Origin of the sequence: Paractinoplanes abujensis (assembly GCF_014204895.1) — a bacterium.
Taxonomy (GTDB): Bacteria; Actinomycetota; Actinomycetes; order Mycobacteriales; family Micromonosporaceae; genus Actinoplanes; species Actinoplanes abujensis.
Map to the genome: position 1 here is coordinate 5,454,603 of NZ_JACHMF010000001.1, position 20,410 is coordinate 5,475,012.

General features: G+C 71.6%; 15 protein-coding genes, 1 tRNA gene and 1 pseudogene. 5 read left to right on the plus strand and 12 right to left on the minus strand.

Annotated features, from left to right (window positions below; genetic code table 11):
• The first annotated feature begins 54 nt into the window (after positions 1-54).
• Positions 55-2,259 (plus strand): transglycosylase domain-containing protein, encoded by a 2,205-nt coding sequence (locus BKA14_RS24790; RefSeq protein ID WP_184953261.1) that lies wholly within the window; start codon positions 55-57, stop codon positions 2,257-2,259.
• On the opposite strand, the gene BKA14_RS24795 is transcribed toward BKA14_RS24790, so the two are convergent.
• Together BKA14_RS24795 and BKA14_RS24800 are read right to left on the minus strand one after the other, a co-directional pair.
• Positions 2,256-2,873 carry a TIGR03086 family metal-binding protein gene (locus BKA14_RS24795; RefSeq protein ID WP_221477312.1) on the minus strand — a complete coding sequence of 206 codons (618 nt, stop codon included), beginning with the start codon at positions 2,871-2,873 and terminating at the stop codon, positions 2,256-2,258. The two genes, BKA14_RS24790 and BKA14_RS24795, sit on opposite strands and share 4 nt — an antisense overlap.
• Before the next feature lie 124 nt (positions 2,874-2,997).
• The gene (locus tag BKA14_RS24800) at positions 2,998-4,455 is read right to left on the minus strand and encodes a cobyrinic acid a,c-diamide synthase CobB (protein ID WP_184953263.1); all 1,458 of its coding nucleotides are present in this window, start codon (positions 4,453-4,455) and stop codon (positions 2,998-3,000) included.
• A gap of 101 nt (positions 4,456-4,556) precedes the next feature.
• Here BKA14_RS24800 and BKA14_RS24805 point away from each other — a divergent pair.
• Positions 4,557-5,351, plus strand: a pseudogene (locus BKA14_RS24805) (SURF1 family cytochrome oxidase biogenesis protein); the annotation flags it as partial.
• Between the two features lie 649 nt (positions 5,352-6,000).
• On the opposite strand, the gene BKA14_RS24810 reads toward BKA14_RS24805, so the two are convergent.
• The 10 genes from BKA14_RS24810 to BKA14_RS24855 form a co-directional block, all read right to left on the minus strand.
• Positions 6,001-7,638, minus strand: coding sequence for an ATP-dependent DNA ligase (locus tag BKA14_RS24810; protein ID WP_184953265.1), 1,638 nt, complete (start codon positions 7,636-7,638; stop codon positions 6,001-6,003).
• A gap of 232 nt (positions 7,639-7,870) precedes the next feature.
• Entirely contained in the window at positions 7,871-8,167 is a 297-nt protein-coding gene (locus BKA14_RS24815) for a hypothetical protein (RefSeq protein ID WP_184957302.1), read from the minus strand.
• A gap of 54 nt (positions 8,168-8,221) precedes the next feature.
• Entirely contained in the window at positions 8,222-9,694 is a 1,473-nt protein-coding gene (locus BKA14_RS24820; RefSeq protein ID WP_184953266.1) for an FAD-dependent monooxygenase, read from the minus strand.
• A gap of 10 nt (positions 9,695-9,704) precedes the next feature.
• Positions 9,705-11,060 (minus strand): dipeptidase, encoded by a 1,356-nt coding sequence (locus BKA14_RS24825; protein ID WP_184953267.1) that lies wholly within the window; start codon positions 11,058-11,060, stop codon positions 9,705-9,707.
• A 21-nt stretch (positions 11,061-11,081) separates the two neighbouring features.
• Positions 11,082-12,143, minus strand: a complete 1,062-nt coding sequence (locus BKA14_RS24830; protein WP_184953268.1) for a M48 family metallopeptidase — start codon at positions 12,141-12,143, stop codon at positions 11,082-11,084.
• Positions 12,140-12,739, minus strand: a complete 600-nt coding sequence (locus tag BKA14_RS24835) for a uridine kinase family protein (RefSeq protein WP_184953269.1) — start codon at positions 12,737-12,739, stop codon at positions 12,140-12,142. The genes BKA14_RS24830 and BKA14_RS24835 overlap by 4 nt, the downstream gene beginning before the upstream one ends.
• Positions 12,732-14,270 carry a cobyric acid synthase gene (locus BKA14_RS24840; RefSeq protein ID WP_184953270.1) on the minus strand — a complete coding sequence of 513 codons (1,539 nt, stop codon included), beginning with the start codon at positions 14,268-14,270 and terminating at the stop codon, positions 12,732-12,734. The genes BKA14_RS24835 and BKA14_RS24840 overlap by 8 nt, the downstream gene beginning before the upstream one ends.
• Entirely contained in the window at positions 14,267-15,217 is a 951-nt protein-coding gene (locus BKA14_RS24845) for a cobalamin biosynthesis protein (protein WP_184956942.1), read from the minus strand. The genes BKA14_RS24840 and BKA14_RS24845 overlap by 4 nt, the downstream gene beginning before the upstream one ends.
• Positions 15,218-15,425: 208 nt before the next feature.
• Positions 15,426-15,887 carry a hypothetical protein gene (locus BKA14_RS24850; RefSeq protein ID WP_184953271.1) on the minus strand — a complete coding sequence of 154 codons (462 nt, stop codon included), beginning with the start codon at positions 15,885-15,887 and terminating at the stop codon, positions 15,426-15,428.
• A 202-nt stretch (positions 15,888-16,089) separates the two neighbouring features.
• Positions 16,090-16,659 carry a single-stranded DNA-binding protein gene (locus tag BKA14_RS24855; RefSeq protein WP_184953272.1) on the minus strand — a complete coding sequence of 190 codons (570 nt, stop codon included), beginning with the start codon at positions 16,657-16,659 and terminating at the stop codon, positions 16,090-16,092.
• Between the two features lie 173 nt (positions 16,660-16,832).
• Between BKA14_RS24855 and BKA14_RS24860 the strand changes: the two genes are divergently transcribed.
• The 3 genes from BKA14_RS24860 to BKA14_RS24870 all read left to right on the plus strand — a co-directional run bounded on the left by BKA14_RS24860 (position 16,833) and on the right by BKA14_RS24870 (position 20,315).
• Positions 16,833-17,834 carry an alpha/beta hydrolase gene (locus tag BKA14_RS24860; RefSeq protein ID WP_184953273.1) on the plus strand — a complete coding sequence of 334 codons (1,002 nt, stop codon included), beginning with the start codon at positions 16,833-16,835 and terminating at the stop codon, positions 17,832-17,834.
• Between the two features lie 64 nt (positions 17,835-17,898).
• Entirely contained in the window at positions 17,899-20,154 is a 2,256-nt protein-coding gene (locus BKA14_RS45215; RefSeq protein ID WP_184953274.1) for a tetratricopeptide repeat protein, read from the plus strand.
• Positions 20,155-20,242: 88 nt separating this feature from the next.
• Positions 20,243-20,315 (plus strand) — tRNA-Arg (locus BKA14_RS24870).
• Positions 20,316-20,410: the final 95 nt, after the last annotated feature.

The following is a 20,410-nucleotide window of genomic DNA, read 5'->3' on the forward strand; positions in this document are numbered from 1 at the left end:
GCCCGACCCGATCGGCGTCTTACTTTCGGCCGATCCGTCCGGTCATGAATGCTTTTGTCATACCTTCATATGGTGGCAGCCGGAAAAGTCGCACCCCTCGTCCGTGCCGGCCTGATCGCGGGTCTCGTGATCGCCGGTCTCGCCTACCCCCTAGCCGCCCTCGCCGGCCTCGGCGTCAAGGCGGGCACCGAGGCTCTGCAGAGCCTGCCCGAGGAGCTGATCGAGGTGCCCACGGCCCAGACCACGTACGTCTACGCCAAGGACAACCGCACGCTGCTGACGATGTTCTACGAGGAGCATCGGAAGCCCATCAAGATCTCCGAGATGTCGCCGTACATCACGCAGGCGATCGTCGCGTCCGAGGACACCCGGTTCTACGAGCACAACGGGGTGGACGCCAAGGGCGTGGCCCGCGCGTTCGTGGCCAATCAGAAGGCGGGCGGGGTGTCGCAGGGCGCGTCCACGCTGACCATGCAGTACGTACGGATGGCGCTGCGGGACGGCGCGCAGACGCCCAAGGAGGCGCTGGAGGCCACCGAGCAGACGACCCAGCGCAAACTGCGCGAGATGCGGATGGCCATCGAACTCGAGAAGCGCATGCCGAAACAGGAGATCCTCGAGCGTTACCTCAACGCGGCCTACTACGGCCACCGGGCGTACGGGATCTTCGCCGCCTCTCAGGTCTTCTTCTCCAAGCTGCCCCGCGACCTCAACCTGAACGAGGCCGCGCTGCTGGCCGGACTGGTCAAGGCGCCCTCGGCCTACGACCCGGCGACCCAGGACCGGCAGGCCGCGACGAGCCGGCGCAACTACGTGATCGACCAGATGCTCAAGATCAAGGCGATCACCGCGTCGCAGGCCGCCCAGGCCAAGCGGGAGCCGATCAAGCTCAAGCTGAGCGCTCCCCCGAACGACTGCATCAGCATCGCCGACAAGCACAACGACTGGGGCTTCTTCTGCGACTACCTCAAGTCGTGGTGGAAGGAGCAGCCCGCGTTCGGCAGCAACCCGATGGAGCGCGAGGAGAACCTGCGGCGCGGCGGCTACCGGATCGTCACCTCGATCGACCCCAAGGTGCAGGCGTCGGCGATGAAGCACATCCTCGACAAGGAGAAGCGGCGCAGCCGGATCGCGCACGGCCAGGTGATCATCGAGCCGAACACCGGCCGGGTGGTCAGCATGGCGGTCAACCGGCGCTACTCGCTCGACCAGAAGGACAACGAGAAGCACAGCCGCTTCCGCAAGCTGAAGGGCAACTACCCGAACACGGTGAACCCGCTGCTCGGCGGGGGCACGATGGCCGGTTACCAGGCCGGGTCCACGTTCAAGATCTTCACCATGCTGGCCGCGCTCGACGAGGGCATGCCGCTGAGCACCTCCTACTACAGCCCGCAGCGGTTCTACTCGAAATACATCACCGCGCCCGGACCGGCCACCTGCGGGGTGCACTGGTGCCCGAAGAACTCCACGGCCTCGATGACCGGCGACCAGACCATGTGGAGCGGCTTCGGCAAGTCGGTCAACACGTACTTCGTGCAGCTCGAGCAGAAGGTCGGGGCGGACAAGGCGGTCAAGATGGCCGAGCGGCTGGGGCTGCGCTGGCGCACCGACATCGACCGCAAGCTGGCCTCCCCCGAGCACGCGGCGGGATGGGGCGCGTTCACGCTGGGCGTCAGCGACGTCACGCCGATCGAGATGGCCAACGTCTTCGCCACCCTGGCCGCCGAGGGCAACTACTGCGAACCTCTTCCCGTACGGGCGATCAAGAACAGGGACGGGAAGGACGCCACCTTCAAGGGGAAGGTGATCGCGGCCCCGCGCTGCCACCGCGCAGTCACCGCCGACGTGGCCCGGGCGGCCACCGACGCCGCCCGCTGCGTCACCGGCTACGGCGCGGCCCGGGGCGGCTGCGGCGGCTGGGGCACCTCCGAGATGGTCTACAGCACGCTGCGGCGCCCGGTGGCCGGCAAGAGCGGCACCACCGACAGCAACAAGAGCGCCTGGTTCTGCGGCTTCACCCCGCAGCTGGCGGCGGCCGCCTTCGTGGCCGACCCCGACAACCCGGAGAAGAACGTCGGCTCCAACCGCTCGACCACCTCCAAATTCACCGTCGCAGAAACGCTGAAGGACGCGCTCAAAGGGCAGCCGAAGGCGAAATTCACCCCGCCCTCGGACGACCTCGTCTCACGCTGGAAGGACCGCGACCGCGATCGGGACAGTGATCGCGACAGCGACTACGACCAGCGCGAGGACGATTAAGCCGCGGCGGCTCGGCGCCGTGGGGGTGGGCGCCACCTGGCGTCGCGGCCCGCCAGCGCCAACGCCTGGTCGAGCAGGGTGGCCTCGTCCTCGACGGGCACAACCGGGCCGAACAGCCCCGGAGTGCCCTCGGCGGGGCCCCCGGACAGGAACTCGATCAGCGGCTCGAGGGTGCGCGGGTCGGCGAAATATTCCTGACCCGTGCCGCGGGCCAGATCCCAGCTGTGCATGATCAGCTCGTTCATCGCGACGTGGCCGAGCGCGGCGGCCGGCATCGTGACGCCGCCCGCCTGCGACGTGCCGGTCCAGGCGGCCGGATCCTTCCAGGCCGTGGCCAGGTCTTCCAGCAGGACGGGCAGGCGGCTGCGCCAATGCCGGGACAGGTGCTGCGCGGAGGGGGCGGGCGCCGACGTGGTCTCGGCGGCGAAGCGCTTGTGGGCGGCCTGGGTGAACGCCACCGACAGGCCCATCAGATGGTCGAGAAGGGTGGCGACGGTCCACTCGGGACAGGGCGTGGGATTCGCCAGCTCGCCGTCGTCGATGCCGAGCAGCAATGCCCGCAGCCCACGGACCGGAGGGTCGAAATCCAGAGGAACACGATCGGCCACGGCCATCCTCCTTCGCGTCGTACCTGTTAACCCCACGTTACGGCCGGGGTACGACAGTTTCTCGCTCGCCGAAGGGCGTTTTCACGGATGCTTCCCGGCAGGGCGCATTTCCGCATGTCGATCTTGCATTTCAGGACGTGGTGATGTCCACCGTGTCGCTGAGACTCGGCTCCGGCTCGGGGGCCGGCTGAGGCGGCACCGGCCGCACCGGGACAGGCGGCAGCAGCTGCGCGGGCCCGGCCAGCGCGGCCGAGACGACCCGCTTGGCGATCTCGGGCGCGGCCGCCCAGTGCAGCCCCAGCTGCGAGGCGTGCACCTGCCGCCAGACGAAACCCTCCGGGTTGCCGCCCGACCACGTCCAGGCCGGTACGGCACCCGCCCGCGGCGTCACGATCGCCCGGTGCTGTTTGTAACCGGTGATCCGCGCACCCGCCGGGGCCAGCGGCGAGGTGGCCGGCGCGGTCGCCTCACGGTAACCGGCCACGGTCTGCTCACCGGTCACCGCCGAAGCGTCCAGAACGGCACACATCGGGCGGCCGTCGAGCTCCCGGCCCAGCCACGGCAACGCCAGCCCCTCGGCGATCACCGGCCACCCGTCGGCCGCGAACTGGGCGACCGCGTTGCACAGGCGGCGGTTCACCGACAGCTCCTCCGCGTACCCCTCAGGCAGACCGCCCCCGACGACCAGGGCCCGGGTGCCGGCGGGCAGACACTCGTCGCGCAACGGATCGACCACGGCCACGTCGGCGCCGGCCGCGGTGAGCAGCTCGGCCGTCTCGACGTACGTGAAAGGGGCGCCCGGACCGCCGGCCAGCGCCACCACCGGACGCTGCTCGAACACCTCGCCACCGGCCGCCTCCCCCGGCGACCAGATCGGGCCGGGCAACGCAGGTGCGGCGTTCGCCAAAGCCATGATGCGGTCGAGGTCCAGCCCCGCGCCGACGGCCTCGCCCAACCGGCGCACGGCCCGGCTCGCCTCGACCGTACGGTGCGCCACCGGCACCGGCCCGTGCGCCCGCGCCGGCAGCACATTGGGCAGGTCACCGCGGCGCAGCGCACCCAGCACGGGCATGCCGATGTCGTCGAGGGCGGTGCGCAGCATCTGCTCGTGACGCGGCGACGCGACCCGGTTGAGGATCACCCCGCCCAGGTGCACCATCTCGTCGAACATGCGGAAGCCGTGCACCAGGGCGGCCAGCGAATGACCCATCGACGCCACGTCGACGACCATCACGACCGGGGCGTGCAGCACAGCGGCGACCGCGGCCGTGCCGTCGATCTCGGGCTGGCCCGTCAGCGAGTCGAACAGGCCCATCGCCCCCTCGATCACCGACAGCTGCACACCCGCCGAGCCGTGCCGGAAAAGCGGAGCGATCCGCTGCGCGCCGACCAGCCGCGGATCGAGGTTGCGGCCGGGGCGGCCGGCGGCGAGCCCGAGATAGGCGGCGTCGGTGTGATCCGGGCCGACCTTGAACCCGGCCGCCGAGATGCCCCGAGCCGCGCACGCCGCGAGCAGGCCGACCGCGATCGCGGTCTTGCCGTGCCCCGAGGCGGGGGCGCTCACGACCAGACGGGGCTGGGCGCTCATCAATGACTCTCCCGATGCGTGTATCGCCTGCTGTCGACTGCCGGAGAGGGACAGTACCCGGCCCGGGCGGCACCCACCCGGGCGACGGGTAGCCTCGTTGCGTGTACCGCTTCCTGCTGAGCCCTCGCTGGCTCGCCGCGGCCGCGCTGGCCGTGGCGGCGGCGATCGTGATGGTGATGCTCGGCAACTGGCAGCTGCGGCGCTACGAGGAACGCAGCGCGATCAACGATCGCATCGACGCCGCCGATTCGGTAGCGGCCGTCCCGCTCACCTCCGTGCTGCCCCGGCCCGCCGCCCCCGGCACGGCCGGCGAGGCCCCCGGCAAAGACCTGGCCTGGACAAAAGTGACCGTGAGCGGGCGCTACGACCCGGCCCACGAGATCCAGGCGCGGGGCCGCACGGTCGACGGGGACGTCGGCTTCGAGATCGTGACACCGCTGGTGCTGGCGGACGGGACGGCCGTGCTGGTCGACCGGGGCTGGGTGCCCGCGCCGGACGGCGGGGCGCTGGCCGCACCCGAGGTGCCGCCCGCGCCGACCGGCCCCGTCACGGTCGTCGGCCAGCTGCACCTGTCGGAAAGCCGACCCGCCCCGATCGAGCAGCGCAACGGGCGCCTGGACACGCGGCGCATCTCCCTGCCCAAGCTCGCACCGCAAATGCCCTACCCCGTGTACGGCGCGTACGTGCTGCTGACCACCCAGACACCCGCGGCCGACGCCGCCTTCACCCGCATCCCGATCGACCACGAGGACTCGTGGCAGAACGGGGGGTATGCGGTGCAGTGGTGGCTGTTCGCGCTGATGGCGCTGGCTGCCTACGGGTATTACGCCCGCAAGGAGGCGCGGGGGCCGTCGCCTGCGCCGTCGACCCGCCGGGCCGACCGCCCCCGGGACCCGGGCGGCGACCGGGTGGAAGAAGCCGACCGGCGCCGCGCGGCCTCGGGTGACCGCGTGGAGGAAGCCGACCGGCGCCGCGCAGCCTCGGGTGACCGGGTCGAGGAAGCCGACCGGCGCCGCGCAGCCTCGGGTGACCGCGTGGAGGAAGCCGACCGGCGCCACGCCGCCACCGGCGACCAGGTCGAGGAAGCCGACCGACGCCGCGCCGCCACCGGCGACCGGGTCGAGGAGGCGGATCGCAAGCGGGCGGCCGCGACGACCGCCACGCATGGTGACCGCGTCTCCGATGCCGACCGCGCTCGCGAGGCCGCCAGCCGGAGCGGCAACGACCAGGCCTGACTCCACAGCCTTGGGCGCCCTTCTCGACCCTAGGACTGCCTCTCCCTACTCGGACGTGGCGTTTCGTCGGGTGTGCCCGTGTCCTCGGGCGTGGCCCCTTCGCCGGGCGTACCCCTGCCCTCGGGCGTGGCGCGTCAGTCGGCGTGACCTTGATCGGGCGTGCCCACGCCCTCGGGCGTAACGCCCTAGCCGGGCGTACCTTTGCCCTCGGGCGTGGCGCGTCAGTCGGGCATGGCGCCTTGGTTGGCGTGCCCGTGCCCTCCGACGTGGCGCCTTAACCGGGCATGCCCCTGCCCTCGGGCGTGGCGCGTCAGTCGGGCGTGGCGCTTTCCTCAGTCGTGGCGTTCTTGTCGGGCGTAGCGCTTGTCTCGGGCGTTGCGTGGCCTCCGATCGCGCGGACGGTGTCGATCGTGTCGGCCTCGGCGGCCGGTTTGTCGTCGCGGTAGCGCAGGACCCGGGCGAAACGCAGGGCCACCCCGCCGGGATAGCGCGGCGACGTCTGCACGCCGTCGAAGGCGATCTCGACCACCTGCTCGGGGCGCACCCGCACCACCCAGCCGTCGTCGCCGGTGGCCAGCTCCTGGAAGCGCGCCGTCTGCCAGCGCAGCAGCTCGTCGGTGAGGCCCTTGAACGTCTTGCCGAGCATCACGAACCCACCCGTCCCGGGGTCACGCGCGCCGAGGTGCAGGTTCGACAGCCAGCCCTTGCGCCGGCCGTGCCCCCACTCGACGGCCAGCACCACCAGGTCGAGCGTGTGCCGGGGTTTGACCTTGACCCAGGCCGAACCGCGGCGGCCCACGTCGTACGGCGCCTCGGCCGCCTTGATCACCACACCCTCCTGCCCGGCCGCGAGCGCGGCGGCGAAGGCCGCGGCCGCCTCCTCCTCGCTGGTCACGGTGGTGCGGCCGACGATCAGCTCGGGCGGCAGGGCGTCGGCCAGCGCCTGCCAGCGCACATGACCCGGCTCGTCGAGCAGGTCGACCCCGTCGAGGTGCAGGATGTCGAAGAAGAACGGCACCAAAGCCAGTTGATCGGCGGGACCTGCCGCGGCACCGGGTGCTTCAGGCGCGGTGGCTGACTTGCGGCGGGCAGCCGCCCCGCGAGTGGCAGCCCGGCTCGACGTCTCCTGAAACGGGCGGGGACGGCCCGACGCGTCGAGCGTTATCGCCTCGCCGTCGAGCACCACCTCGCGCAGCGGAAGCTTGCGCACGGCCTCGACCACCTCGGGCATGCGGGCGGTGATGTCATCGAGGCTGCGGGTGAAGACGGCCACGTCGTCGCCGGACCGGTGGACCTGGATGCGGATGCCGTCGAGCTTCACGTCGACGGTGGCGGGCATGCCGGTGGCCAGCAGCGCGGCACCGACGTCGGAGGCGCTCTGGGCCAGCATCGGGGTGAGCGGGGTGCCGACCCGCAGGTGGATCTCGGCCAGCGCGGCCGCACCGGCAGTGAGAGCGGCGACGGCGACCTGTTTGAGATCACCCGAGAGCAGCAGGGCCCGGCGCACCGCGGTGAGCGGCACCTCGGCCGCCTTGGCGATCGCGTCGGCCAGCAGCCCGGCCTGGGCGCCCTGGCGCAGCTCGCCGCTGAACAGCCCGACCAGCAGACGCTGCTCGTCGGCCGTGGCCGCACCGAACAGGGCGGCCACCAGCTCACGCCGCCGGGCCTGCGAACCGGCCCCGGCAACGACGGAGATCTCGGCGATCAGCGCGTCGACCGCGGCCACGGTCAGCGTGGGCTCGGCGGCCGGGGCAGGTCGCTCGCGCAGACTCGCATAGCCCACACCGGTCTGCCGCTGCCGCAGCTCACCGGCCAGATAGGCCGAGCCGGGCGCGATCTCGCCGGGCTCGAGCCGGCGCAGCGCGTCGGCCAGCAGCTCGACCTTCGCCTTGCGCCCGGAGGTCGCCGCGACGGCCGCCGAGGTCTCCGCCAGATCCAGGAATCGCACCCCCACATCCTGGCAGCACCCCCTGACATTTTCGCCCCGAAGACCGCCCCGGCCTGCGCCTCGAGTTCCCGACCGCACCGACTCAAGTGAGGGGCCGCAGTGGGAGTTGGGAGATGCCGGAGCGGAATGGAACCCCACGGAACGAGCGACAACGCGAGGGCACCGCCGAGCGGCGGGACGGCGCGAGGGACGCCGCCGGGGAAAGGGAACCTGCGGCGGTGAAAGTCAGGGGTCAGGCGGCTCGAGGCTCGGAGATGCGGAAGCCGCGGGCCCGGACGGCGTCGGCCATGCGGGCGACCTGGGCGTCTATCTCGCAGAGCGTGGCCGACAGTTCTTCCAGATGGTCGGTGAGGGCACCGTCGTCCCAGTCGGAGACGTCGACCTCGCCCATCGCGCGGACGGCCCAGCGCAGCCGGGCGATGGCCTCGAGACGGTCGTGGGAGCGGAGGCGATCGATCGTGTGGCGCGGCCCGGCCAGTTTCGGCCGCACCACCAGGGACACCGTGGCGGGGACATCGTTCGAACGCATGTTCGATATCCTAACAGGACGAGATCGTCGCCCGCACCTGTGACGCGGCGTGGTTCAGCCCCTCATCAGGGCCGGGAAGACGCCGGCGGCTTCGTCCACGCCGGCCTCGGCGGCGACGAATCCGTCGGGGCGCACGAGGTAGAGCCGCCCGGGCTGGAGGCCGGTGGCGGGTGGCGCGGGCGCGAAGGCGTGCACGGGCAGCCCGAGGTCGGGCACGTCCGCGGCGGCCACCCCGCCGTACGAGTGGATCTGCCACCGCAGGTCGCGCAGCACGGCGAAGTTGCCGCCGGCCCAGGGCAGCCGGCGCCCCACCACGGGGTCGCGCCGCCCGCCGGCCTGCACGGGCGTCATCCAGTAGTGGATGCGGATCTGCGAGATGTATTGGAACAGCCGCGAGCCGCCCGCCGCGCGGGGCACGAGGCGCACTCCGACCGGCGCCGCCAGCGGCACGACGATACGGCGCAGCGTGCGCAGGAGCGGCCGTTGCGAGGTGATCGCCCCGAAGAGCCGGTCGGTGGTGGCCACGAGGGTGCGGGCGACCGGGCGGCGTTCGGCGTCGTAGCGGTCGAGCCAGGCGTCCTTGCGGCGGCCCTGCAGCACGTCGGCCAGCTTGAAGGCCAAGTTGTGCGCGTCTTGGAGGCCGGTGTTCATGCCTTGGCCGCCGACCGGTGAGTGCACGTGGGCGGCGTCCCCGGCCAGGAAGAACGGCCCGTCACGGAAGGTCGCGGCCACCCGGTGGTGCACCTTGTACGTCGCGAACCAGCGCGCTTCGCCGTACGTGACCGCGAAGTCCTTGATCCGCGGGCGTACGTCCTCCTCGGTGAGCCGCCCGTCGCCGTCCTCGTCGCGCACCAGCCCGATCAGGCGCCAGGCGTGCCGGCCGCGCATCGGGAAGCCGATCAGAAAACCGTTCTTGCCGGGGCGTACGTTGATCGCGTTCTCCACCAGGCCCGCGACGCCCAGCGCGTCGATCACGTAGAAGCGGTGGGGGTTGGTCACGCCTTCGAAGGCGATGCGCCGGGCTTTGCGGATCGCCGAGTTCGACCCGTCGCAGCCGACGCAGAAGCGGGCGCGCACGGTGTCGTTGCCGACTTTGGCCTCGATGCCGTCCTCGATCTGCTTGACGGCCGTGATCGGCGTCTCCCAGCGCACGTCGGCGCCGAGTTTCTGCAGGTTCTCGTAGAGGATCTCCTCGTTGCGGCTCTGTTCGAGGATCTCGATGAACGGGTACGGCGTGGACTCGCCACCGAGGGGGCCCAGCGGCACGCGCCCGAACGCGCGGTCGAGGAAGCCGGGCGCGACCGCGTCGGCCCGGCGGGCGGCGTCCAGCACCTGGTCGCCCAGGCCGAGCTGGTCGTAGATCTCGAGGCTGCGGGCCTGGACGACCAGGGCTCGCGACTCGCGGGTGGGGCCTTCCTTGCCGTCCGCGACGATCACGTCGACCCCGAGTTTGACCAGCCAGTTGGCGAGCATCAGCCCGGTCGGGCCTGCCCCCGCCACCAGCACGTCACACGACAGCTCGGCCATGGGCCGCTCCCTACTTCGAGGTCAACGTCTCCGCCACGTTCTTGAGGAGCAGGGCCTCGGCGATGCAGACACGCTCGAACTCGCCGAGGTGCAGGCTCTCGTCGGGGCCGTGGGCCCCCGCGTGCGGGTCCTCGACGCCGGTGACGAGGATCGCGGCCTGCGGGAACAGGTCCTGGAAGGTGGCGATGAAGGGGATCGAGCCGCCCACGCCCATGTCGACCGGTGCCGTGCCGTCCCACGCCGTACGGAAGGCGGCCCGCGCGGCCTCGTACGCCGGGCCGGTCGCGTCGATCACACACGGCGAGCCGTCGCTCTCCAGCGTCACTTCGACCTGCGCCCCCCACGGCACGTGCTTCTCGAGGTGGGAGCGGACGGCCGCGTACGCCGACTTGGGGTCGTCGCCGGGCGCCAGCCGTACGGAAATCTTGGCTTTGGCCGAAGGCTGCAGGGCGTTGGCCGCCTCGAACGTGCGGGGCGCGTCGATGCCGAGCACCGAGATCGACGGCTTGGTCCAGATGCGGTCGGTGATCGATCCTTTGCCGATCAGTTCGACGCCGTCGAGCATGCCCGCCTCCTGCTGGAAACGGTCGGCCGGGTAGTCGACGCTGGCGCCCTCGCGGCCGACCAGCCCGTCGACGGCGACCTCGCCGCTCTCGTCGTGCAGGGTGGTGAGCAGGCGCGCGAGCGTGATCAGGGCGTCGGGCACCGGGCCGCCGAACATGCCGCTGTGCACGGCGCTCTTGAGCACCTTGACCTCGGCGAACAGGTTGACCAGGCCGCGCAGCGAGGTGGTCAGGGCGGGCTGCCCGATGTCCCAGTTGCCGGAGTCGGCGATCACGATCACGTCGGACCGCAGCTCCTCGCGGAATTCTTCGAGGATCGCGTCGAGCGAGTCGGACCCGTATTCCTCCTCGCCCTCGACGAAGACGACCACGCCCACGGGCAGCTGGTCGCCGAACGCCCGGAGCGCGGCCACGTGGGCCATCACGCCGGCCTTGTCGTCGGCGGCGCCGCGGCCGTAAAGCCGGCCGTCCCGCTCGACCGGCTCGAACGGGTCGCTCGTCCACAGCGCCGGGTCGCCGGCGGGCTGCACGTCGTGGTGGGCGTAGAGCAGCACGGTCGGGGCGCCCGCGGGGGCGGCCTTGCGACCGATCACGGCGGGCTGACCGCCGCGCCGGACGATCTGCGTGTCGAGCCCGCAGCCGCGCAGCAGTTCGGCCACCGCCTCGGCCGACCGGTCGACCTGCGTGTGGTCGAAGCCCTCGAAGGCGATGCCCGGAATGCGCACCAGCTGTTCCAGGTCGGCACGGACTCCGGGCATCTCCCGCGCGATCGCGGCGCGCAGATCGGTCTCACTCAACGTCATATGAGTGATCCTAAGGGTCGTTCAGGACTCGTTGTCGTCCGTGCGTCCGCGGCGGGAGGCGTCGCCCATCCATCCGCGGGCGCCCCGAGCTGCGGATCCGGCCAAGTCGGCCGCGCCGTCGCCCAGTTTGCGCAAAAGCCCGACCAGCGGGTCCTGCGAGTTGTTGAAGCTTTCCCGGTACGAGTTGGCGGCGGCCTTCACGTCGTCGGTCACCGAGGCGTCGCCGTCGGAGTCGCGTCGCGGGTAGTCGCCGCCGAGGATCTCCGCGTATGCCCCCGAGTCGATCCACTTGCGCAGCTCGGCCGCGCGGGCCACGGGGAACGGGTGGGTGCTCCACGCCGTCATGCCGATCTTGTGGATGCTGTCGCGCAGGTCGCCGCCGCTCTCGTACTCCGCGGCCTGCTCGAGGAACGCCGTCGTGTCGATCTGCGACAGGTCGCCGCCGCCGGCCAGCTTCATCAGCAGGCGCGTGGAGGCGGCCGGGTCCTGACCGGCGAGCAGCCCGGCGCGGTCGGCGGAGAGTTCGGCCTTGCGCCACCACTCGAACATCGCCGCGATGATGGCCCGCAGCGCGATCGCACCGACCGGCAGCCAGCTCAGGTTGGCCGCCCAGCGGGTGAGGATCATCATGATCGTCTTGTAGACGGCGTGGCCGCTGCGGACGTGGCCGATCTCGTGGCCCAGCATCGCGCGCAGCTCGTCGTCGTCCAGCCGCTCGACGGCGCCCGTCGTGATCACGATGAACGGCTTGTCGAGGCCGATCGCGGACCCGTTGATGATCGGGTCCTGGCTGACGAAGAGCTCGGGCAGCTCGGCCACGTCGAGGGTGGTCGCGGCCTCGGTGAAGCGCTGGTAGACCCGCGGATACTGCCGGTGGTCGACGCGGATCGCCCCGGCCAGGAACTGCAGCCGGAAACCGCGCTCGTTCCACATGCCGAAGAACGCCTTGACCACGTCGTCGAAGCCGCGCAGCTCGCGCAGGGCGGTCAGCGCGCCGCGGTCGGCCGGGTGTTCCCAGGCCCGCGAGCTGATGCCGGTCAGCGTGATCCGCCGGCGCACCGGGCGGTTCTCTTCGTCGGTCATCGTGCCCACCCCTTCGAGAATGTGCCCTCGGCGGCCTGTGTCGCGCCGTCGACGATCAGGTCGGCGTGTGCGGCCGTCTCGTCCACGGCGAAATGCCGGTCCTCGGCGGCCCGCCAGCGCCCAAGGTACTTCCGATAGGCAAGGCTGTCGTCCCCGTCGCGCACGATCGCGCGATCCCAGCGAAGCCGGGCCGGGGCGTCGACGAAAACGGCCAGGGTCAGTTCGGGACGAATGTCGCGCCGGGCGGCGCTCACCCCTTCCAGCAGGACGGCTTCCGCGGCGTTGACCGTCACCGGCGTACCGGAAAAATCACCTTTGACCCAGTTGTACGGCCGATAGGTGGCCGCCTCGCCCGCCCGCAGCGGAGCCAGGACTTCTTGCTCCAGCCGGGTCCAGAACGTGAACTGGTCGTCCCAGCCGTCGAGCAGATCGTCCGTGTGCACGACGGGGCAGGCCAGCGCGGTGGCCAGCTGACCGGCGAACCGGGTCTTCCCCGCGCCGCTCGGCCCGTCCACGGCGATCAGGCGGGTGCGGCCGAGGCGGGGCGGGCGAGTCAGCACGTACGCCGCCAGCTCGCGAAACGACTGCTCAGGCACGCGCCGGGGCCCCGGGTGGCAGGAACGGCAGGCCCCGGACCGGCCCGTCCTCGATCAACCGCAGCAGCGCGGCGGTGTCGACATGCTCCTCCACCAGATCCCCCAAAAGGTCAAGGGCGGTTTCCCGTACGGCGGTGAAGCTCGTGCCCGGCGCGACAGTGAAGCCGGTGCGACCCGCCTGACGTGCGGCCGCGGTCAGGAAGCGGCGCCGGAATTCGTCGGACTCGAAGGCGCCGTGCCAGTGGGTGCCGAAAACGTTGCGCTCGGCGGCACCCTCGGGGCGGCCATCGGCGTACCGGAGCAAGGGTGGGGAATGGGATTTGGTGACGACGCCGTGATGGATCTCGTAGCCCGCGACGGGGGCACCCAGGGCCTCGCCGTGCGAGCGGGCGAGTGTCTTGGCCCGCTCGAAGGTGATCTCGACGGGCAGCAGACCCAGACCCCGTACGTGGCCACGGCCGCTCTCGACCTCGTCGTGGATCGACTCGGCCAGCATCTGGAAGCCGCCGCAGATGCCGAGCAGCGGTTTCCCGGCGGCCGCGTGCGCCTCGACCGCGCCGGCCAGACCCGTGTCGCGCAGCCAGGCCAGGTCGGACACGGTCGCCTTGGAGCCGGGGAGCACCACCAGGTCGGCGTCGATGAGCTCGGCCGGGTCGGTGGTGAAGCGCACCCGCACGCCCGGCTCGGCGCCCAAAGCCTCGGCGTCGGTGGCGTTGGAAAGTCTCGGCAGCCGGACGACGGCTACGCGTAGCCACTCGGTTCCCCGAGGACCCGTCGTCATGAGCGTCCGATCAGCGGCATAAGACAGCGAATCCTCGCCGTCGACCCCAACGCCTTCCTCGTACGGCAGGACACCGAGCACGGGCCGGCCAGCGCTCGCGGTGATCATGTCGAGGCCGGGCCGGAGAATCTCGCGGCTGCCGCGGAACTTGTTGATCACGAACCCGGCGATCAAGGCCTGATCCTCCGCGCTGAGCAGCGCGACCGTTCCCAGGAAAGCCGCGAAGACACCACCCCGGTCGATGTCCCCCACCACGATCGCCGGGAAATTCGCGTGCCGGGCCAGCCCCATGTTGACGAAGTCGCCGTCGCGCAGATTGATCTCGGCCGGGCTGCCGGCGCCCTCACAGATCACCGCGTCGAATTCCGTACGCAACTCGGCCAGGGCGGCGTACGCGGTTTCGGCCAGCCGCGGCTTCATCGAGCGGTAGTTGCCCGCGGTGACCGTGTCGACCGCCTCGCCGAGCAGCACGACCTGGCTCGACCGGTCACTGCCCGGCTTGAGCAGCACCGGGTTGAAACGCAGGTCAGGCGCCACCCCGGCCGCCGCGGCCTGCATCGCCTGAGCCCGCCCGATCTCCCCGCCGCGGCCGTCCGGGCCGACGACGACCACCGAGTTGTTCGACATGTTCTGCGCCTTGAACGGGGCCACCTTCACCCCGCGGCGCCGCAACCAGCGGCAGAGACCCGCCGTGAGGACGCTCTTGCCCGCGTCCGAGGTCGTGCCGGCGACCAGAAGCCCGCCGCTCACCGCCGCACCGCTCCGCGCACCAGCGCCACGCCCGCGGCCAGCGCGGCCGCGGCCAGCCCGACCGCACCCGAGACACGGGCGGCCCGCCGCAGATGAACAGCCGCGGGGCGCGGGCCGTCCCCCAGAAAAGGCCTGGTCTCGCTCCGTCCGAAATAGACGTTGCGGCCCCCCAGCCGCACGCCCAGGGCCCCCGCCATCGCCGACTCGCACTGCCCGGCATTGGGCGACGGGTGATCGTTGCGATCACGGCGCCAGACCCGCAACGTCTCGGCCGGCGACCCGCCCGCCACCGGCGCGACCGCCACGGTCAGCAGCCCCGTCAACCGCGACGGCACCAGATTGAGCCCGTCGTCGAGCCGCGCCGCCGCCGTGCCGAACCGGGCATACCGCGGCGACCGGTGCCCGACCATCGCGTCGAGGGTGTTGGCGGCCCGATAGGCAAGCAGGCCCGGCAGCCCCAGCACACCGCCCCAGACCAGCGGCGCGACCACGGCATCGGACGTGTTCTCGGCCACCGACTCCACTGTCGCCCGGGCCAGCTCGGACTCGTCCAGACCCGACGGATCACGTCCGCACAGGTGGTTGAGCCGGCCTCGCGCCGAGTCGAGATCGCCGCCGGCCAGATGCCCGGCCATGATCCGCGACTCCCGCCGCAGGGTGCGGCCGCCCAGCACGGTCCACGTGACACCGGCCACCAGCGCGGTCCGCGCCGGCGGCACCCGCTTGGTGGCCGCGGCCGCCGCCAGCCCGGCCAGGGCCGGAACCCCGACGGCGATCGCCGTGAACGCCGCCCCGGCCGTGCGGTTGTCCTTGTAGATCCGCTTCTCCAGCGCCGCGGCGGCCGTTCCGAAGCCCGCCACCGGGTGGAACCGGCGCGGATCGCCGAACACCGCGTCGAGCAGGTAGCCGGCCGCCAGCCCGGCGGCGTCGGCTGTGCCGGGTCGGATGGCGGCCCGGCCCCAGGAACGGGCTGCCGTTCCGGCCAGGTGGGCCGCGAACCGGGCCGGTGTTCCGGCCCGCTGGGCCGCGAACCGGGCGGAAGATCCCGCCCCGCGGACCGCTTTGCTGATCACGGACCCTGTCCAGGGCCCCGCCCCCGCCCCCGCCGCCACCACACCTGGATCCTTTCGGTGATCTTCTGTTGCCGTTACTCGATCATGGGCACAGGTCGCAGACCCATACCGGGATTTCCAGCGACCCCGCATCGGGCCCGTCCGGTATCGGCACCGGGTCGAACTCCCCCCACACGATCGCCCCCGGCGCCCTGTCCTCGAGGAATTCGACGACGATGGCCCGCAGGTCCTCCGTCGTCCGGTACTTCTCGGCGAACGGCAGTTCGTCCCCCCGGCACGAGGCCGTCGAGCACCGCAGCTGCCCCGCTTGTAAGTCGTGCCACACGTAGAACGTCGCCGGCCCGGCATGCCCGGCCTCGGCGACCTGGTCGCGCAGCCGGACGGCCGTCTCCTCGAAGGCGGTCACCACCTCCTCGGCCGACAGGCCCATGCGCTCGTGCGGCGGAGCGCCGAACCAGCTGGTGTTGGCGGTCTCGGTGTCCTGGTCGTGCGGGGCGAGCACGAGTGTCTCGCCCGCGATCGCGCGGATCTCCTTCAACAGCACGCGACCCAGTCTGCCGGTCGACCCCGGGCGGGGACCAACCGGGCAGGTCGGCCGGGCGGCCAATACCCGGGCACGATCGGACCACCCCGTTCGGGGGTCATGTCATCCGTCAGCCGTAATCGGGCCTGGGGAAACCGATTCAGCAGGACGCCGTCCGGGGGTGGTCCGGCCGCCGCACGACGGCCGGGCCACCGGGCCGGGATCAGGCCGCGACGGGCTCCTTCCGGTTGCGGCGGGTGCGCCGGGCCGGGGCCGGCTCGTCGGCGGTCAGCCGTTCCACCTCGAGCGCGATCTCTTCGTCGGTGGGCGCCCCACCCGGTTCCTGCTCCGTGGGGACGTCGGCGAACGCCGGCGCCTCCACCACTTCTTCGGCGTGGTCGTCGGCCGCGGTCAGGTTCGGCCCGTTCGCCGTGCGTCGGGTGAAGGTGCCCTGCCCCCGGGCCATGTCATGACCGATCGAGAAGGCCTCCATCTCGTACGAGACCCGGGGGTTGCCTTCGTCGTCCTTCCAGTCGCGGGTGTAGAGGCGCCCGTAGACGATCACGGGATCGCCGACGGAGATCGACGCGATGACGCTCTCGGCCAGCCGGCGCCATGCGGTCACGCGGATGCGCAGGCTGTTGCCGTCGATCCAGCTGTTGTTCTCGCGGTCGAAGCGGCGCGCGTGGGACGCGATCCGGAAGTTGGCGACGACCGAGTCGGGGGTCTCGAAGCGCCGCCATTCGGGGGCGGTCAGGACGTTGCCCACGACGACGAGGTTGGTGTCGAACACTGGTGACCTCCAGGTGTGTGTCGGTGAGGCCGGAAGCTTCCCGCTCGCGGGGCGGTCCTGGGGGATCTCGGGGCCGGGGCTGTGGACAAGGTGGGGGCCTGTGGACAACCGCCGCGGGCCGGCCCGTTTCTGATATGGCGCGCCGGCGCGTACCGGTCGGTAGCCTGGGGCGCGTGGAGATCGACGTCCTGGGACCGCCCTACGAGCGGCACACCATCGACCTGGGCCGCGACGACGAGGGCGAGGTGGTGGCCACGCTGGTGCGGCGGCGCGCCGACGTGCCTTCGCGCCGGGCTGTGCTTTACGTCCACGGTTTCGTGGACTATTTCTTTCAGACCCATCTGGCCGACTTCTTCGTCGAGCGCGGCTGGGATTTCTACGCGATCGACCTGCGCAAGTACGGGCGTAGCCTGCTCCCCCATCAGACCCCGAACTTCGCGCGCAGCCTGACCGATTACTTCCCGGAGCTGGACGAGTCGGCGCGCATCATCCGCGAACAGGACGGCCACGATCAGCTGCTGGTGGCGGGGCATTCCACGGGCGGCTTGATCACGTCGCTGTGGTCGCATGCGCGGCAGCGGCAGGGCATCGTGGACGGATTGTTCCTGAACAGCCCGTTCTTCGATTTCAATGTGCCTTGGCTGGTGCGGCGTCCGCTGATGGCGGCGACGATCGCGGCTACTCGCCGCACGCCGTACCGGAAAATTCCGATGGCTTCGCTGGGCCTTTACGGGCAGAGCCTGCACACCGATCACCATGGCGAATGGACTTACGACCTGGCGTGGAAGCCGGTGCTCGGTTTCCCGGTCACGACGGGCTGGCTGGAGGCGATCCGCCGAGGTCAGCGACGGTTGCGGGCCGGGCTGGGGATCGACGCCCCGGTGCTGGTGGCCTGTTCCACCCGTACGTTCAAGGGCCGCGCCTGGCACGAGGATCTGCTCACCAGCGATTCCGTGCTCGACGTTGAGCACATTGTGCGCTGGGCCCCGCGCCTGGGGCCGCGGGTGACGATCGCCCGGTTCGACGGCGGCATGCACGATCTCACGCTGTCCGGCCAGGACGTGCGGGGCGAGGTCTTCCGCGAATTGGCTCGGTGGGCTGACGCATTCCTGCCGCCGCCGGGCACGCCCGCGATCGACATTCCCCCGGCGCCGGAGGACAAGCAAAACGCTTAACAGTCAGGACCGGGCCGCTGGGAAAATCCGAATGATTCCGAACATGGATTGCTATCGTTCCGGAATGCTCGAGGACGCACCCGACCCGGCCGGTTGCCGCACCCTCGACGAATTGGCGGCTGCCCTGCGCTCGTTGAAAGCCTGGGCCGGTGACCCCTCGTACGACACGATCACGAAGCGCGTCAATGCGAGTCACGGGCCGACGGGCCGGGGCACGATCGTCGACTGTTTCCGCGACGGCCGCCGCCGCATCAATCCGGAGCTGGTGGTCGCGGTGGCGGCGGCGCTGCACGACGACGGGGCTTATCTGGCCCGCTGGCGGCAGGCTGTCCGTGTGACGCTGGCCGAGCAGCAGGCCGCGGCCACCGTACGGGTCCTGGCCGGTCTGCCGAGTGACGCGTCCTCGTTCGTGGGTCGTGAGCCGCAGCTCGCCTCGCTGGAACGGGCGGCCGGGGTCTGCGTGATCACGGGGATGGCCGGTGTGGGCAAGACCCAGCTCGCCGTCCACGCCGGTCACCGCCGCACGACCGAGACCACACTCTTCGTCGACCTGCGCGGTTTTCATCCCGACGAGAGCCAGCCGCCGGCCGAGCCCGGCGCCGTGCTGGACGGTTTCCTGCGCGTCCTCGGGGTGCCCGCGCGGCAGATCCCGCACGACTTGAGCGCGCGCTCGGCGCTGTTCCGCGATCAGGTCGCGGGCCGTCAGGCGCTGGTCATCCTGGACAACGCCGCCGACGAGGAGCAGGTCCGCCCGCTGCTCACCCCCGACGCGTTGACGCTGGTCACGTCGCGCCGTGACCTCACCGGCCTGGGCCCGGCGACCCGGATCGACCTCGACGTGTTCTCCTCCGGCGAGGCGTCCGAGCTGCTGGCGGGGGCGGTGCCGTCCGATGCGGACGCGGCGGCGGTCGAACGGGTCGCCCAGCGCTGCGGATATCTGCCGCTGGCGTTGACGGTGGTGGCCGGTCAGATGGCGGCGACGCCGGGCTGGTCGGTGGCCGACCACGCCGACCGGCTCGACGAGCGGCACCGCAACCACCGGCTCGACGACGGCGTGCAACTGGCCCTGCATCTGTCGGAGCAGGGCCTGCCCGAGCGGCGGCGGCTCCTGCTGCGCCGGCTCGCCGCTCACCCGGGGCAGGACCTCGACGTCTACGCGGCGGCCGCGCTGCTCGACGCCGAACTCGACGAGACCGAGGAACATCTGCGCCGCCTGACCGCCGAGCATCTGGTGCAACAGCCGGTGCCGGGCCGTTTCGTCCTGCACGACCTGGTCCGGGCGTACGCCACTGAGCGGGCCGCCGACGAGGAACGACCCGCCGACCGCCGCGCGGCCCTCACCCGCCTTTTCGACCATTACCTGTACGCCGCCTCGGCCGCGATGGACGCCCTGCACCCGGCCGAGAAGCATCGCCGTCCGGTGCTCGACCCACGCGACGTACGGGGCCCCGAACTGTCCGACCCGAAAGCAGCGCTGCACTGGTTGGAGACGGAGCGGGCGACCCTGGTCGCGACCTGCCTGCACGCGGCACGCAACGGCTGGCCGGCCCATGCCGTACGGCTGGCCGCGACCCTCTACACCTACCTCGACAACGGCGGCTATCCAGCGGACGCGATCGCCGTGCATTCCGAGGCCCGGTACGCCGCCGCGCGCTCCGATGACCCCGCCGGTGAGGCGAACGCCCTGACCAACCTGGCCGTCGTGCACTGGCAGCTGGGCCGCCACCCGGAGGCGCTCGAGCAGCTGACCGAGGCGCTGACCCTGTTCCGCCGGTTGGGCGACGGCCGGGGACAGGCCCGCGCGCTGGGCAACCTGGGCGTGGTGCACAACGCGCTCGGCAACCAGGCGCAGTCGGCGGCCCATCACGCGCAGGCGCTCGAACAGTTCGTCGGTATCGGTGACCGGGTCGGCGAGGCGAACACGCTGACCAACCTGGGCGACGTCTACGTCCGGATGGGCCGTGTGCCGGAGGCCGCCGAACGTCACCGGCGGGCGCTCGCACTCTTCCGCGACCTCAACCACCGCGGCGGCGAGGCGACGGCCCTGACCAACCTGGGCGACGCCGACACCCGGCTCGGCAACTACTCAGCCGCGCTCCACTCGTACGACCAGGCCATCGCCATCTTCGGCGAACTGGGCGAACGCTACGGCCAAACATGCGCCCTGAACGGTCGCGGCGAAGCCCTGACCGGCGCGGGCCGCCCCGACGAGGCGCGCACGGCTTTCCAGGTCGCGCTGGGCACGGCCCGCCTGATCGACGACCCGGCCGAGCAAGCCCGCGCCCACGCCGGCCTGGCCGCCCTGCCCGAAGCCGGTTGACACCCCTGTTGACGAGCCGCCAACATAATCCACCGGCCGACTGCGTTACCCTCGGCCCGCCCCCGGCACGATAAGCTGTGGGCCCCATGCGCTCGTAGCTCAGCGGATAGAGCAACGGACTTCTAATCCGTCGGTCGCAGGTTCGAATCCTGCCGGGCGCGCTCCTCCTGCCTGGGGCCCGAGCCCCAGACCCCACGCCGTGGGGGCAAGCCCCCCGGACCCCCCGTCACCCTGGTGTCGGCTGCGCTCGAACGAG

Bases quoted from the DNA above. Each gene is read 5' to 3' on its own strand.
- BKA14_RS24795 (WP_221477312.1), bottom strand. From the start codon at position 2,873: ATGGCCGTGGCCGATCGTGTTCCTCTGGATTTCGACCCTCCGGTCCGT.
- BKA14_RS24800 (WP_184953263.1), bottom strand. From the start codon at position 4,455: ATGAGCGCCCAGCCCCGTCTGGTCGTGAGCGCCCCCGCCTCGGGGCAC.
- BKA14_RS24815 (WP_184957302.1), bottom strand. From the start codon at position 8,167: ATGCGTTCGAACGATGTCCCCGCCACGGTGTCCCTGGTGGTGCGGCCG.
- BKA14_RS24820 (WP_184953266.1), bottom strand. From the start codon at position 9,694: ATGGCCGAGCTGTCGTGTGACGTGCTGGTGGCGGGGGCAGGCCCGACC.
- BKA14_RS24825 (WP_184953267.1), bottom strand. From the start codon at position 11,060: ATGACGTTGAGTGAGACCGATCTGCGCGCCGCGATCGCGCGGGAGATG.
- BKA14_RS24830 (WP_184953268.1), bottom strand. From the start codon at position 12,143: ATGACCGACGAAGAGAACCGCCCGGTGCGCCGGCGGATCACGCTGACC.
- BKA14_RS45215 (WP_184953274.1), top strand. From the start codon at position 17,899: ATGCTCGAGGACGCACCCGACCCGGCCGGTTGCCGCACCCTCGACGAA.